Raw genomic sequence first — 12,601 nt, 5'->3', positions numbered from 1 at the left:
CATCATGACCCATCCGTTTCTGTTTCATCCCCAGGTGGCGCCCTGGTTCAAAGAGAGCGCCGACGCACTGCAATTGACCCTTTTTAGCGAGCTGGATGCGCCGATCCACGAGGTGTGGCTGCGCCACGAGCCGGATAACGAGGAGTACCTGATCCCGATGACAGCGGTCTCCACCCGCGATCGGCTGCAGGTGTGGCAGGCGACCCTGCCGCTCATCAAGGGACAGGATATCCACCTCTATAGCTTCAAGTGCCTCACCGACGAGGAGCAGTGGTGGCTGCACGGGGCGGGCGTCAGCGCGTCCATGCCGCCACGGGAACAGCATTTTCGCTTCAACAGCCTGCACCAGCCACCGGCCTGGGTGCAGGATCAGGTGTTCTACCAGATCTTCCCCGACCGTTTCTGCAACGGCGATCCGTCGCTGAGCGTCAAGCATCACGAGTACGAATATCGCGGCAAGGCGGTGATCAGCAAGGCGTGGGGCGAGCCGGTCAGTCGCCACGAAGAGGGCCACGGCGCCTGCGAATTCTATGGCGGCGATCTGGCGGGGATCGATGCCAAGCTGCACTATCTGCAATCTCTCGGGGTAACGGCGCTCTACCTCAACCCCATCTTCGATTCGCCGAGCAACCACAAGTACGACACTCAGGACTACTTCAAGGTGGATGCCCACCTCGGCAGCAACGAGCAGTTCGCCGAGCTGACCCGCAACCTGCACCAGCGTGGCATGAAGATCATCCTCGATGCGGTGGTCAACCACACCTCTACCGAGCACCCCTGGTTCTGCCCGCCACTGGGCGCCCAGAGCAACCCGGACTCCCCGTGGCGCAGCTTCTACACCTTTGACAAAGAAGGGGATTACGTCAGTTGGAAGGGCATTCGCAGCCTGCCCAAGCTGGACTTCTCCTGCGAGAAGGTACAGGACGCCGTCTATCGGGCTGACGACGCCATCCTCCGTTACTGGATGCGCGCCCCCTACCAGATCGACGGCTGGCGCTTCGACGTCATCCACATGCTGGGTGAGCGCGGCACCGCCGAGGGCAACAGTGGTCACGTGCGCGCCATTCGCGGGGCGGTGAAGCAGGAGAACCCGGACGCCTACGTGCTGGGTGAGCACTTCTTCGAGGCGAGCCAGTGGCTGCAAGGGGATCAGGAGGATGGTGCCATGAACTACTATGGCTTCGCCCACCCGATCCGTGCCTTCCTGGCTGGCAAGGACATCGCCTACCACCCCATCAAGATCAGCGCCGAAGAGCTGGATCGCTGGCTCAAGCTGGCGCGGGCCCACATCCCGTTCAAGAACCAGCTTGCACAGTTCAACCTGCTGGACAGCCACGACACCGCCCGTTTCCTCCATCTGCTGGGTGAAGACAAGCAGCGGATGCAGCTGGCCGCCACCCTGCTGCTCACCTATATCGGTGTACCCTCCATCTACTACGGCGATGAAGTGGGGCTCTCCGGCGGCAACGACCCGGACTGCCGCCGCTGCTTCCCGTGGGATACCACAGACTGGGATCACGTGCTGCACGACCACTATCGTCGGCTGATCCAGATCCGCCGCCAGCGCCCCTCCCTGCGCCGTGGCGATATCCAGACTCTCTACGCCGGGCCCCACAGCTATGTGTTCGCCCGTACCCTGCAAAGCGATCAGGTGGTAGTGGCCTGCAACCGCCATCCGAGCGAGCCACGCACCATCAGCCTGCCCCTGTGGCAGACCGCGAGCCCCGCCAGCCGCTTCACCGACGCCTTCAACGGCGAGAAGTTTGAAGTGGTGCAGGGCGAGGCACAGCTCACCATCCCAGCCAACTCGGCGAGAGTGCTGCTGTCGAGCTGAACAATCGAGGTTATCAAATACATGGCGGGCTATATCCCGCCATAATTCCCAGTAGACCGAAATATCCTACCAGTAAATTTAAAATTATTTACTACACGTCATTCGGACAATCTGCCCCCCTGCACCTTTAATCAGGCATCACTAAACACTTCCACATGTTCATAAGTGATACCGTGAGATTTCATTGTCTCAAATATCTCTTTATAAAAGCTTGAAGCAATTACAAGGTTGCTGACATGCTTATTACTGAACGTCTCGAAATAACTCACATTGAGATTAACACCGGGAATAGTACAGGCGACCTTACTCTTGTCACCATCAACGACAATGATCTCGGTATTGTCCAAAATGTCTTTCTCGACTCCGTTCAGCAGAATAACTGACGCAGAACCGGCCCCCCACCAAACGACACGGCCTGCTCTTCTGAGAAAATCATTGACTCTGCTGCGAGATGCATCGCACCGCTGTTTGAAAATCGATAGATTCTCAATATAACTGACTTTATCAAAGGCCGTTTCAATGCCATTGAAACGTGTATTTTCAGCCTTGACAAAAACGACCCTCAAACTGTCATTTTCAACACGGTGATATATTATTTTGAGATTATTATCACGGGCCAAAACGTGCATGAAGTAGATGTTATAGTAGAAAAGGTGCTGTATATGGAAGCCTCCGAAATCAGGGACCTCAATGACAATCCTTCCTGTATCATTCAATGTTTCCGACATTAATTTAAAGATGGAAAAGGGATCTTCAAAATGCTCAAAAACATGCATAAGATAGTAACCATCTACCTTATCCTGAACATGGCATGCATTAAAATAGCCTTTTATCACTTTAAGTCCCAAGTCCCTCGCAATATCGGCTTGGGGGCCAGGCTCAATTCCTGTCACATTGGAAAATCCGTTCTCTTTAAGTTTTTTCAGCAAATAGCCTTCTGAACAACCAATTTCATATATTTTTTCATCTTTACCGAAATGACTTGTGATGGTACCAATCATGCCGTCATACTTGGAAGATCCGATATTATTAAGCGGAGAAATATATAGATAGTTGTCATATATTTCCGTTAGTTCTTCCGATGATAACTTCTTGGATGCAAACCCTACCAGGCAATCCTTGCAGGCACTGACCTGCAATTCCGATACTTTTACTTGGAAATTACCAGAGTACGCAGATAAAACGGCTGGCATTGTACGTTCAAGGAAAACCAATGTATTATCACTGTGACAATATGGACATCTCATGATCCTCTCCTAAAGATATGATCAGGATTGATGAAACAAGGTTGTTCTAACGAGTTGTCTCTGGATTTTCATCCATCACATCATGCAACGAAGTACCTCTTCTCAACGACGACTACATCTGCGCAGAACACCTGCATCGATAAGCTTTTTAGCCAAGGGCTCGACCCGCCAAAATGGTACTTTGATGATCTCGGCAATCTCAAAAAGGCTCAGATGGCCATCGCTGTACGCCAGCAAGTTCATCATGTCCTTTACCTGCTCGCCGGAATCACGTGTAGACAGATTCGGATAGAGGCCACGTCGTCCCAGTTGGGGCTCGCCCAATACGGTGGCCTCACAACATTCATCCAACTCCAGACACTCGATCGCTCGCCGCAGCGCCAAGAAGCTATCCGCAAGGCCCCTTGGCGTAACCAGGGCAAGGTCATCTAACGAAGTGTGATATTCAGCATAACAACCGTATTTGCTACGCATAATAGTAGTGACTGGCAGGTCTATTCCAGGGGCACACAGCTGACGTTCGTTAGAGCCTCGGTCAAGATAGCTGTACGCTATATAATCAGGTGCAATATGCCCCAAAACATGGCGTCCAATACGATCAGCTAAGGAATTCCCCTGCCTGGACGGTAAGAACGAGTAACACCTCTCGTCCCCCATGCAGGTCAGATTAAAACCTGCCAACGTATGAGACTTGAGGTGCTCCAGATGACGAGAGAGATAAACGATAGCTCCGATCGTCTCTGGAACAAGCATCAATCGATAGCTATAACGTCGCTTGGGCAAGGAGGCAAGCCAAGCCATCAGAAACACCCCGATGCCTGGGCCAGACAACTCGTTATTGGCCATGGAGGGATGGCAAACATAGCTGGATAACAAGATCTCCTCCTCACTCTCCCCAGGTAGCACCCACTCTGCATAAGTCAGTGAGCCCGGTTGCAAACTGGTATCGATCACTACCTCATAATTTCCTTCCTGCAACGCTTCTCGCGCATTATGGGGTAAGCAAAAGCCCCAACGGCGCTGGTAATAAGACGTGATATAGGGGATAGCATCCGGCAGTTCGGGCAATGAATGCAGATATGGCTGTAATTCTGCCAGTGACAGGGTACAACGCACCGGCTCAGAATAACCAACCAGGTGCAAGTTGCTGTCCTTGAAATCAACGACCTTGTGTCCGTCAGGCCCTACGATATAAGCCTGCTTTACATTCCACTCATCGGGCACTGTCCAATCGAAGCATGTGGTCCCGCTTTCCACCTCATGGATGATCAAATCAGGCAAGCAGTGCTGCCGGATCAAGGACAGTGTTTGCCGAACCCCCTCACCAGTCAGGCTACGATTGAGTGGAAAAAGTAAGGTTAAAAATCGATGCAGTTGTTCACCGAGCTGAGCCTGATCGTCCCAGTCTGTGGGAAGATAACCAGCGGTATGCATCTGTGTTGTCATTGTCACGCAACGTCCTCAATCAGCTCAACAATATGGCCCAAGGGGCTGAGAAAAAACTGGACATGAGCCCCTCCAAACGCCACTGCAGGTTGGCTGGGCCCAAGGGGAAGATGACGTTGTTCGCGTAGTCTGGTGGCCCCCTCCTGCAGACTTTGTACACGATAGGCGAGATGGTTGATGACATTACGCCGGGTCTTGATCACCTGGGTCACAGGGCTGTCCTCACCGGCAGGGGCGACCAGTTCGTAACACAACCCATGCTCATCGTGCACAAACTGCACCCAGACTCTCTGCAGAGGGTCTTCCACCGCCGTCGAAAAACGGCTCAGCCCTAACACGTCGCGGCAATAGGCCACACCACTCGCCAGATCCGGCACCACCAGTCCGATGTGATCAAACTGCATGGGACTCTCCTCCAGCCCGGATCAGGGCGTATGGGGCCGACGCCAGCAACTCGCTGGTAATCTGGATAAAGTCTCGGCACGAGACCGCCCAGACTGGCACCCGCTGACACAGCGTCTGACGCCAGGCTCCTCGCTCCTGAAGCAGAGCCACCAGCCGGGAGAGATCGATCTCGCTGGCCAGCGACAAGTCGCGTACATAATAATCCGCCTGCCACTCCCGCACTCCACCATCGACGCACACCTGACCCGCAAACCCCTTGTGATAGCGGTAGGAGACGGCCAGCCGCTGCTCCACATAGTGGGTGAAGGTGATGCGGTCAGGGTGACAACCCAGCCCCAGCAGCCAACCGTCCTGCTCTTCCAGCCAGCCAAACGGGCTCTCTTGGCCGAAGCAATCGTGGCACTCTCTAGCGACCAGCGCAGATCCCTGCGGGCCGCTAATCGCTATGCTGAAGATAGGATCCAACGTGCGCACAACGCCTTCGCGCAGCCGGAACAGCTCTGTCATCAGCCCCACCTTGCTCGGTGTCTGCACAGGATCAAAGCACTCTCCTGTCATCGGGCTGTAACTAAAAGTCGGCACCAGCAGGTGCCCCCCCAGCCACTGTTCGAGATATGCCCAAAAGGCCGAAATACCCGCAGCGTTGCCCATACCGGCAAACTGGGCCACCACCATAGCATCCGAGTGAACCATCAGGGCGACGCCTCTGGGAATCCCCAGCTCGGTGAGCGCCTGCTCGAGAGCCTGCTTCACACAGCAACCCCTTTGCTCAACAAGGCTTGCTGGATCTCGGCCAGACTCTTCAACTCGGTCAGCTCATTCGGTTCGAAACGCACGCCATAGTGCTGCTCGATCAGTAACAGAAGATTGAAATGGCCCAGAGAATCCCACTCTGGAAAACTTCCTAGCGCTGAATGCGCGTTGACATTTGCCTGAGGAAACTGCTGGCGTACAAGCAAAATAAGGTCATTCATTGGTATAAAACTCCAAAAACGGGAGAGAAAGAGAAGTCAGATCCAGACTAAGGAATACCTCATCCGTCAGCGGTATCAATCCCGCTGGAATGGTTATCGGCCGAGTTGGCAGATTCGCCAGAAAATCCCGTGCTGGCAAGTTGCGTTCCGTAGTAACCAAACTAATGACCAGCTCGGTCACATTCTGCGCCAGCAACCGATCAACCAGTTGGGCCAGCAGCCAATATTCAAAGCCACGCCCCAGCACACGACAGCTGATGGCCAAGGTGTCCAACAGCACTCTTCCCTCATCGAGCGGACGCACCACCAGCAGGGCAGTCATGCCGTGATCGGCAAACCTGTCCCGCAAGCTGGCCAGCCAGACCTCGCAGCCCTCGGCGGCCAGCCGGGCCAGCTCAGCAGCCTGATAACGACGGGAAGATAGGTTGAACTGATTGGTCTTCTGACTGAGCTGTTCGGCTCGCAACTGGTTGCCAGGGGATAGCGACTGCCAGTTGGCGTGTAATGCCAATTGCCGCAAGAAGGCACACTCATCGCCCAGTTTCCTCCGTACAGCCTCAGCCTCAGCCTTTGCTTGGTAGGAACGCTGCCGCAAGCCATCATCCCGGCTGCTCGGGTGGCGACTACACAGGGCTGGCAGCGTCATCAGGGCATCCGGCCACGTCCAAAGGTCGGCTGGGGGGGTGACTACCATCACCTCAGGGCAGTTGGCCTGCACCTCGGCCCGCTCCAGCTCGCTGTCATCCCAAAATACCAGGCTATCCAACCCAACATTGAGTTGCGTGGCCAGCCGCCTCAGCCCGCGGGATTTGGGCTCCCAGCCGATCTCGGCAGCAGCGATATGCTGACGTGTCAGCACCATGCCCGGATGCCCATCAAAAAGTTGCCACACATCGTCCGCCATATTCTTGGAGCAGAGCGCCAACACTATGCCCTGCCCGTGCCAATGACTGGCCGCCTGCTGGAAGGCCTGATAGAGCCGGCCCATTCCGTCCTGTCCCAGCAGGACGCCGCCGACACCGTCTTCGCCAACCACGCCGCCCCACAAGGTATTGTCACAGTCGAGCACCAGCACCTTGTGGGCGGATCGCTTCAATCGCTGCAGCAAGGGTAGAATCCACTGCGCCAGGCTGGCCAGACCGGCCATGGAGAAGGGGCATGACATCAGATAGAGGTTGCGCCGATCGAAGCAGTGCTGGCGGCCATACTGTTGCAGCCAGAGCGGCAGGTGCAGGTCGTCCAGGCCGGGTTGCTGCTGGCGCAGGCGGGCCATCTGCAGCTCAAACGCACTGGCCAGCGCAGCGAGCACGGCAGGGGCCGGGCCATAGGCGGAGAGCGGGGCATGGCTGCAGGCCCCCACCAGCACATGATCCTGCGGGCGGCGCTGCAGATGCTGCAACAGAGGCAAGCAGAGCGCATCGACGAAAGCGGCGGCCGCCAGCTGCTGCTCGTCCTGCGTCAGACGACCCCACTCCTGCAGGGTCTGAGCGGGCACCAAATCTTCCCACAGCCAGATGATGATGTGAGTTTGCGAATTGGCATCGATGCCCTGATTCATTAAGGTCTGCAACCACTGGCCATAAGGTGCAACCTGCACCTCGTCATATTCAGCCAGAGTCCGCCAGGCAAAATTGCCCGGCATCAAGAACGAACTACCACAGAGATGAATCATTCTAATGACCTCCCTATTGTGTTACCGGAACCATACCGAGTACGAGCACATGAGACTATCGTGTTTAAACCTCATGAAAAACAAAAGCTTTTTCTGCCGCCATCAGTAATTGATGCTGACGTAGGGCACTTCCGGCACCTGCCAGCGCTGCTTGAGGTAGACGGTAAGCACGAAGAAGAAGTTGGCCAGCAGGTTGGCGAAGCGATAGAGAATGGGATCGAAGGCCACCCCGCTCTCTTCCAGCCGGACCAGCAGCCGCACCACCTTCTTGCTGCCGCAGCGGCACAGATGGAGGGTTGGAATGGGCTGCGGCCCCTGTGGCAGCACGAAACCGGTGACGCTGCCGCGACTCGCCTCGTTGTAGTGGTCGTAACGTGCCTTGAGCCACTCAAGGTCTGCATCGAAGATCCCCAGCTTGCCGCGCACCGAGCCGTTGAGGTTGTAGATAAGTCGCTGCAACGCCGCGAGATCCGCCAGCATGGGCTCGGTATCGGCATCCGGTGCAAGGTGTGACAGCACGGCCCCGACCTGACAGCAGAGCTCGTCGGTGGCGATTTCAAAATCACATTTGAGCGAGGTTTCGAAGATAAAGGGGTAGCAGAGCTCGCGCTTGTCTCTTGGCTTCTTGGGGTTCATGGGGCAACCGGATTGGAGAAAAGGCCAGTGTGCCAGCCCCGGGAAGGGCTGGCAAACGGCAGCTTATTACTTGCGTAACGCGCTGTGGCTCAGACGCGCTTGCTGGCAGGCTCGGTGGAGGGCTGGAACTGGTTGATCATCCGCAGCGCCTCCAGCATCCGCTGGTTGAAGCTGGTGAAGCGATCGATCTGTGCAGGTTCCCCTTCCCCTCTCGCCGCCAACACGGCCGGGGTCAGCGCCTGTTGCTGGGATGGTGGCAGCAGGGTATCTGCCTGTTTCTGCACCTGATCCAGCTTGGGCAGGTAGTCGGCAAACGGCTTGATCAGATCCTGCAGGGAGTGCGCCCCCTGATAGGTCTGGCTCAGCTTGACGCTCTGCTTGAGCTTGAGGGAGTAGGAGGCCAACTGGCTGTCATCCAGTTTCAGCTCGCCCGCCTTGTCCAGCAGATCCTCGAAGTTGCCGGAGAAGAAGCTCCCCGCCAGCTCGTCGATCCCCTTGACCAGCTTACCGATGGACTCCATCTCGTCGCTGTTGAGATCCCCCTCCAGCGAGAAGCTGAAGCTCTGGCTCGACTTGAGGCTGAACTGGCTGCCGCTCTCGCTGGTCTGGGACTTGGTCTGCCAGCTGTCGTTAAAGCGCAGCACCACTTTGTCGCCATCCTTGGTCTGGATCTCCAGATACCCCTGCTGGCGACTGGCCATCTCGGCCTGCCCCATGTCGGTCGGAGAGACCTTGCCGAAGAACTCCTTCTCGAACTCCTCGAGCCCTTTCTGGATCAGCTTGTAGCTCTGATCGATACCGGTTTTGATATCGTCGTTGTCAGTCGCCCACTTGCCGAGCTGCTTCTTCGCCTCGTCAAAGCCCTTGTCGACCCCCTTGCGGGCCTGCTCCATCATCCCGGTCAGGTCGTCGTCGGATTTGCCATCGGCGCGCGCGGCACCGAGCCGCCCGGTCACGAACTGCAGCACGTTGTCCGCCACCGACTGGAAGTCGAACAGGGTCTCCGGGGTGATCTCTTCGGGCTCTTTCACCTTCGGCGCCTGATAACCCTGGCCGTTGATCTCCAGCGAGAACTGCAACGCCTGCTGGATCAGCACCTGCGCCCACTTGGGCGGCTTGTGCAAGGAGACCTCCTCCTCGCTCTTGACCTGTTTCTGCTCCGCCTGTTGGGGCGATTTGGGAGAAACCCCCACTCCCTTGGGTTGGGCTACGCCCACGCCTTCGATCTGCATAATGTGTCCTCCCACCATGCCTGTAGATCAGCTATCGGCCTGACTGAACACTTCTTGACCACAAAATGCTGGACAATCTGCGGCTGGCTTTTAAAATCGGGCCCCTTTGGGTGGCCTGTTGCCTTCCCCCGATTTCGACCCGGCCCGGCCGGTGTGCATGTGAGGTATTTATGACCCAATCCCAACAGCCTTCCGCGAACGCTCCGGCGCCTAGAACCGCGGCCGACTATCAGGCCCAACTCGACGAAAAGCGCGCTCGCCTCACCGAGCTGTTTGCCGGCTTCACCCTCCCGGCGCTGGAAGTGCACAGCTCACCGGCGGAGTACTACCGGATGCGCGCCGAATTTCGCATCTGGCACGAAGGGGATGACCTCTTCCACTGCATGTATGCCCCGGCGACCAAAGAGATCATCAAGATAGACCACTTCCCTACCGCCAGCCGCCTCATCAACCAGTTGATGCCGCTGCTGCTGGAGGGGCTGCGCCCACACCCGGTGCTGCGCCGCAAGCTGTTCCAGATCGACTACCTCTCCACCCAGTCCGGCCAGATCATTGTCAGCCTGCTCTATCACCGCAAGCTGGAGGCCGAATGGCAACAAGCCGCCGAAGTGCTGCAGGCCGATCTGCGCGCCAAGGGGTTCGAGCTACAGCTGATTGGCCGCGCCCACAAGCAGAAGATCTGTCTGGGGGATGACTTCGTCATCGAACAGCTCAACGTGGCGGGTCGCCAGCTCATCTACAAGCAGGTGGAGAACAGCTTCACCCAACCCAACGCCGCCATCAACGAGCAGATGCTGGCCTGGGCGCTGGATGTGACCAAGGGGAGCGAAGGGGACCTGCTGGAGCTCTATTGCGGCAATGGCAACTTCTCCATCGCGCTGGCGCAGAACTTCCGCAAGGTGCTGGCTACCGAAATAGCCAAGCCGAGCGTCGACTCCGCCCAGTTCAACATCGCCGCCAACGGCGTCGACAACCTGATCATCCTGCGCATGTCGGCCGAGGAGTTCACCATGGCGATGCGTGGCGAGCGGGAGTTCAACCGCCTCAAGGGGGTCGATCTCAAGAGCTACCAGTGCAACACCATCTTCGTCGACCCGCCCCGCGCCGGTCTCGATGATGCCACCGTCAAGCTGGTGCAGGAGTACGACAACATCCTCTACATCTCCTGCAACCCCGAGACTCTGCAGGCCAACATGGCGGTACTGGGCGAGACCCACGAGATCGCCCGTTTCGCCCTGTTCGACCAGTTCCCCTGGACCCATCACATGGAAGCCGGGGTCTATCTGCGCCGCAAGGCCGGTTGATTCAGGCAGACAGGAAAACAACAACAGGGCCGGATGGCCCTGTTTTGTTATTGACTGAACACCGGCCTCACTCCAGCCGGAAGTGGCCCACGATCTCCCGCAGCCGGTCGTAGGTCTGCTGCATCGCAGCGGAGCTGGCAACCGTCGCTTCGCCATTGTGGGTCAGCTGGCGGATCACTTCGGCGATGGCGCTCATGTTGCGATTGATCTCTTCGGCCACCGCACTCTGCTGCTCCGCCGCCGTGGCGATATGGCTGATGAGATCGTTGATCTCCACCACTTCCCCTGCCATCAGATCCAGCGACTCGTTGACCCTGGTAGTGTTCTCGGCCGCCCCCTGACAGCTCTGCTTGGTGTTGCCCATGGCATCCACCACAGTTCTGGTGCCCCGCTGCAGACTGGCCAGCATGGTCTGGATCTCGGCTGTACTCTGCTGGGTACGGGCTGCGAGGGAACGCACCTCGTCTGCCACCACCGCAAAACCGCGCCCCTGTTCACCGGCGCGGGCCGCCTCGATGGCGGCGTTGAGCGCCAGCAGGTTGGTCTGTTCGGCAATGCTGCCGATCACCCCGAGCACTGAGCCAATCTGCTGCACATCCTGCTGCATCGCCTCGATGGAGCGGGCAGTGGCTTCCACTTCATCCACCAGCGCCATCACGCTGGCCATCGCCTGATCCACCACCTGACGAGACTGGCTCGCCAGCTGCTGGCTCTGGCCGGTGAGCTGGGCGGTGCTGGCCGCACTCTCGGAGACGGAGACCGCGGTGCGGCTCATCTCGTTGATAGCGGTCACCACCTGCTCGGTCTCGCGTACGTGGTCCGCCAGCAGGGACTGGGCGGCGCCGGTCTGGCTGGCCAACCCCTCGATGCCGCTGTTGAGCTGGCCGCTCGCCTGCCGCACCTCCCCCATCATCTCCTGCAGCCGCTCGATAAAGCGGTTGATGCCGGCCGAGATCTGGCCCAGATCATCCTTGCTGGTTACCGCCAGTCGGCGGGTGAGATCGCCGCTGCCGCGAGAGAGCTCCAGCACCAGATCCCGCAACGAGAGGATAGGGCGATATGCCACATTGAGCGCCAACATCGCCAGCACCATCACCACGATCGCCACGCCGAACAGCGCCATGATGATCTGGCCGTTGAGGGCCCGGGTCATGGCCCGGATGTAGTCAAGATCGATGTAGCCAGTCAGCGTCCAGCTGCTGCCACGGATATCCAGCTGGTTGGGGCGTGCTTCACTCTCCCCCTGCGGCTTGCTGTCATAGAGGCTGTTGCCCTGACTGTCGGCCAACGAGAAGTAGCGGCCATCGCCACTCATCTTCTCCAGCAGGCTTTTGAACTCGCTCATGTCGAGGTAGTAGAGATAGGCAGAATCGGCACCGCGCGGCACCAGAATGGTGATGACCGGCTTGCCATCCACCTGTTGCAGCGGGCTGACGGTGATCTGGTTGTTGGCGGCGGGGATCAGCTTGCGCAGGGCATCGACCTTGGCGTTGTCGTTGATGACCCCGCTCACGTCGAAGGCCATGTCGCCGATCACCTTGACGATGTTGTGAAAGCCGGTCTCTTGCAGGGTCTTCTTGACGTTGGTCACCCCGAAGTTGAGGTTGGCGGCCAACAGGATTTTCTGATTGATGTCGCTGGCCAGCTTCTCTTTGACCAGAGTGATCTGCTCGTTGATGTTGTGGGTGGCCTGAGTGCGAATATAGCCACTGATGAAGTGATTCACGCTGAGCCCGGCGGTGCCGATGGTGACCAGAATGGCCAGTAGCAGCAAGAGGTAAATCTTGACCTTGAATGGCATGGGTTCCCTCCAGAAGAGAGGGCTGGCAACGCCAACCCTCTCTGCCAATC

Annotated in this window: 11 protein-coding genes; 2 read left to right on the top strand and 9 right to left on the bottom strand. The window is 57.6% G+C overall.

Features of this window, described 5'->3' with window-relative positions; genetic code table 11:
* The first annotated feature begins 4 nt into the window (after positions 1–4).
* Complete coding sequence (malZ, locus tag AB5Z02_RS01450) at positions 5–1,834, top strand: maltodextrin glucosidase (protein WP_368215065.1); 1,830 nt, start codon at positions 5–7, stop codon at positions 1,832–1,834.
* 131 nt (positions 1,835–1,965) lie between these two features.
* Here malZ and AB5Z02_RS01445 read toward each other — a convergent pair whose 3' ends face one another.
* The 8 genes from AB5Z02_RS01445 to AB5Z02_RS01410 all read right to left on the bottom strand — a co-directional run bounded on the left by AB5Z02_RS01445 (position 1,966) and on the right by AB5Z02_RS01410 (position 9,446).
* Positions 1,966–3,081, bottom strand: a complete 1,116-nt coding sequence (locus tag AB5Z02_RS01445; protein ID WP_368215063.1) for a class I SAM-dependent methyltransferase — start codon at positions 3,079–3,081, stop codon at positions 1,966–1,968.
* A gap of 102 nt (positions 3,082–3,183) precedes the next feature.
* Positions 3,184–4,527: a DUF4910 domain-containing protein gene (locus AB5Z02_RS01440; protein WP_227016260.1), complete on the bottom strand. Its 1,344-nt coding sequence runs from the start codon at positions 4,525–4,527 to the stop codon at positions 3,184–3,186.
* A gap of 2 nt (positions 4,528–4,529) precedes the next feature.
* Complete coding sequence (locus tag AB5Z02_RS01435) at positions 4,530–4,931, bottom strand: VOC family protein (RefSeq protein WP_110304271.1); 402 nt, start codon at positions 4,929–4,931, stop codon at positions 4,530–4,532.
* On the bottom strand, positions 4,921–5,685 hold the full coding sequence (locus tag AB5Z02_RS01430) for an AAC(3) family N-acetyltransferase (RefSeq protein ID WP_108542640.1): 765 nt from the start codon (positions 5,683–5,685) through the stop codon (positions 4,921–4,923). Before AB5Z02_RS01430 ends, AB5Z02_RS01435 begins: the two co-directional genes overlap by 11 nt.
* On the bottom strand, positions 5,682–5,906 hold the full coding sequence (locus AB5Z02_RS01425; protein WP_042081775.1) for an acyl carrier protein: 225 nt from the start codon (positions 5,904–5,906) through the stop codon (positions 5,682–5,684). Before AB5Z02_RS01425 ends, AB5Z02_RS01430 begins: the two co-directional genes overlap by 4 nt.
* Positions 5,899–7,584, bottom strand: coding sequence for an HAD-IIIC family phosphatase (locus AB5Z02_RS01420; RefSeq protein ID WP_331461732.1), 1,686 nt, complete (start codon positions 7,582–7,584; stop codon positions 5,899–5,901). Before AB5Z02_RS01420 ends, AB5Z02_RS01425 begins: the two co-directional genes overlap by 8 nt.
* Before the next feature lie 96 nt (positions 7,585–7,680).
* Positions 7,681–8,214, bottom strand: a complete 534-nt coding sequence (locus AB5Z02_RS01415; protein WP_043821496.1) for an ATP--cob(I)alamin adenosyltransferase — start codon at positions 8,212–8,214, stop codon at positions 7,681–7,683.
* Between the two features lie 89 nt (positions 8,215–8,303).
* Positions 8,304–9,446: a DUF5610 domain-containing protein gene (locus tag AB5Z02_RS01410; RefSeq protein ID WP_368215060.1), complete on the bottom strand. Its 1,143-nt coding sequence runs from the start codon at positions 9,444–9,446 to the stop codon at positions 8,304–8,306.
* Between the two features lie 170 nt (positions 9,447–9,616).
* On the opposite strand from AB5Z02_RS01410, the gene trmA reads away from it, so the two are divergent.
* A complete protein-coding gene (gene trmA / locus AB5Z02_RS01405; RefSeq protein ID WP_042081769.1) occupies positions 9,617–10,750 on the top strand; it encodes a tRNA (uridine(54)-C5)-methyltransferase TrmA in 1,134 nt (377 codons plus the stop codon).
* 67 nt (positions 10,751–10,817) lie between these two features.
* Here the strand turns inward: trmA and AB5Z02_RS01400 are convergent, their stop codons facing one another.
* On the bottom strand, positions 10,818–12,551 hold the full coding sequence (locus AB5Z02_RS01400) for a methyl-accepting chemotaxis protein (protein ID WP_368215058.1): 1,734 nt from the start codon (positions 12,549–12,551) through the stop codon (positions 10,818–10,820).
* Between the last annotated feature and the right edge of the window lie 50 nt (positions 12,552–12,601).

Source organism: Aeromonas sp. R2-3, assembly GCF_040908375.1.
Classification (GTDB): domain Bacteria; phylum Pseudomonadota; class Gammaproteobacteria; order Enterobacterales; family Aeromonadaceae; genus Aeromonas; species Aeromonas veronii.
This window is presented reverse-complemented; position numbering and strand designations above follow the sequence as displayed.

Coding starts and splice junctions, on each gene's coding strand:
- trmA (WP_042081769.1), top strand. CDS start 9,617: ATGACCCAATCCCAACAGCCTTCCGCGAACGCTCCGGCGCCTAGAACC.
- AB5Z02_RS01435 (WP_110304271.1), bottom strand. CDS start 4,931: ATGCAGTTTGATCACATCGGACTGGTGGTGCCGGATCTGGCGAGTGGT.
- AB5Z02_RS01400 (WP_368215058.1), bottom strand. CDS start 12,551: ATGCCATTCAAGGTCAAGATTTACCTCTTGCTGCTACTGGCCATTCTG.
- AB5Z02_RS01410 (WP_368215060.1), bottom strand. CDS start 9,446: ATGCAGATCGAAGGCGTGGGCGTAGCCCAACCCAAGGGAGTGGGGGTT.
- malZ (WP_368215065.1), top strand. CDS start 5: ATGACCCATCCGTTTCTGTTTCATCCCCAGGTGGCGCCCTGGTTCAAA.
- AB5Z02_RS01415 (WP_043821496.1), bottom strand. CDS start 8,214: ATGAACCCCAAGAAGCCAAGAGACAAGCGCGAGCTCTGCTACCCCTTT.
- AB5Z02_RS01445 (WP_368215063.1), bottom strand. CDS start 3,081: ATGAGATGTCCATATTGTCACAGTGATAATACATTGGTTTTCCTTGAA.
- AB5Z02_RS01425 (WP_042081775.1), bottom strand. CDS start 5,906: ATGAATGACCTTATTTTGCTTGTACGCCAGCAGTTTCCTCAGGCAAAT.
- AB5Z02_RS01440 (WP_227016260.1), bottom strand. CDS start 4,527: ATGACAACACAGATGCATACCGCTGGTTATCTTCCCACAGACTGGGAC.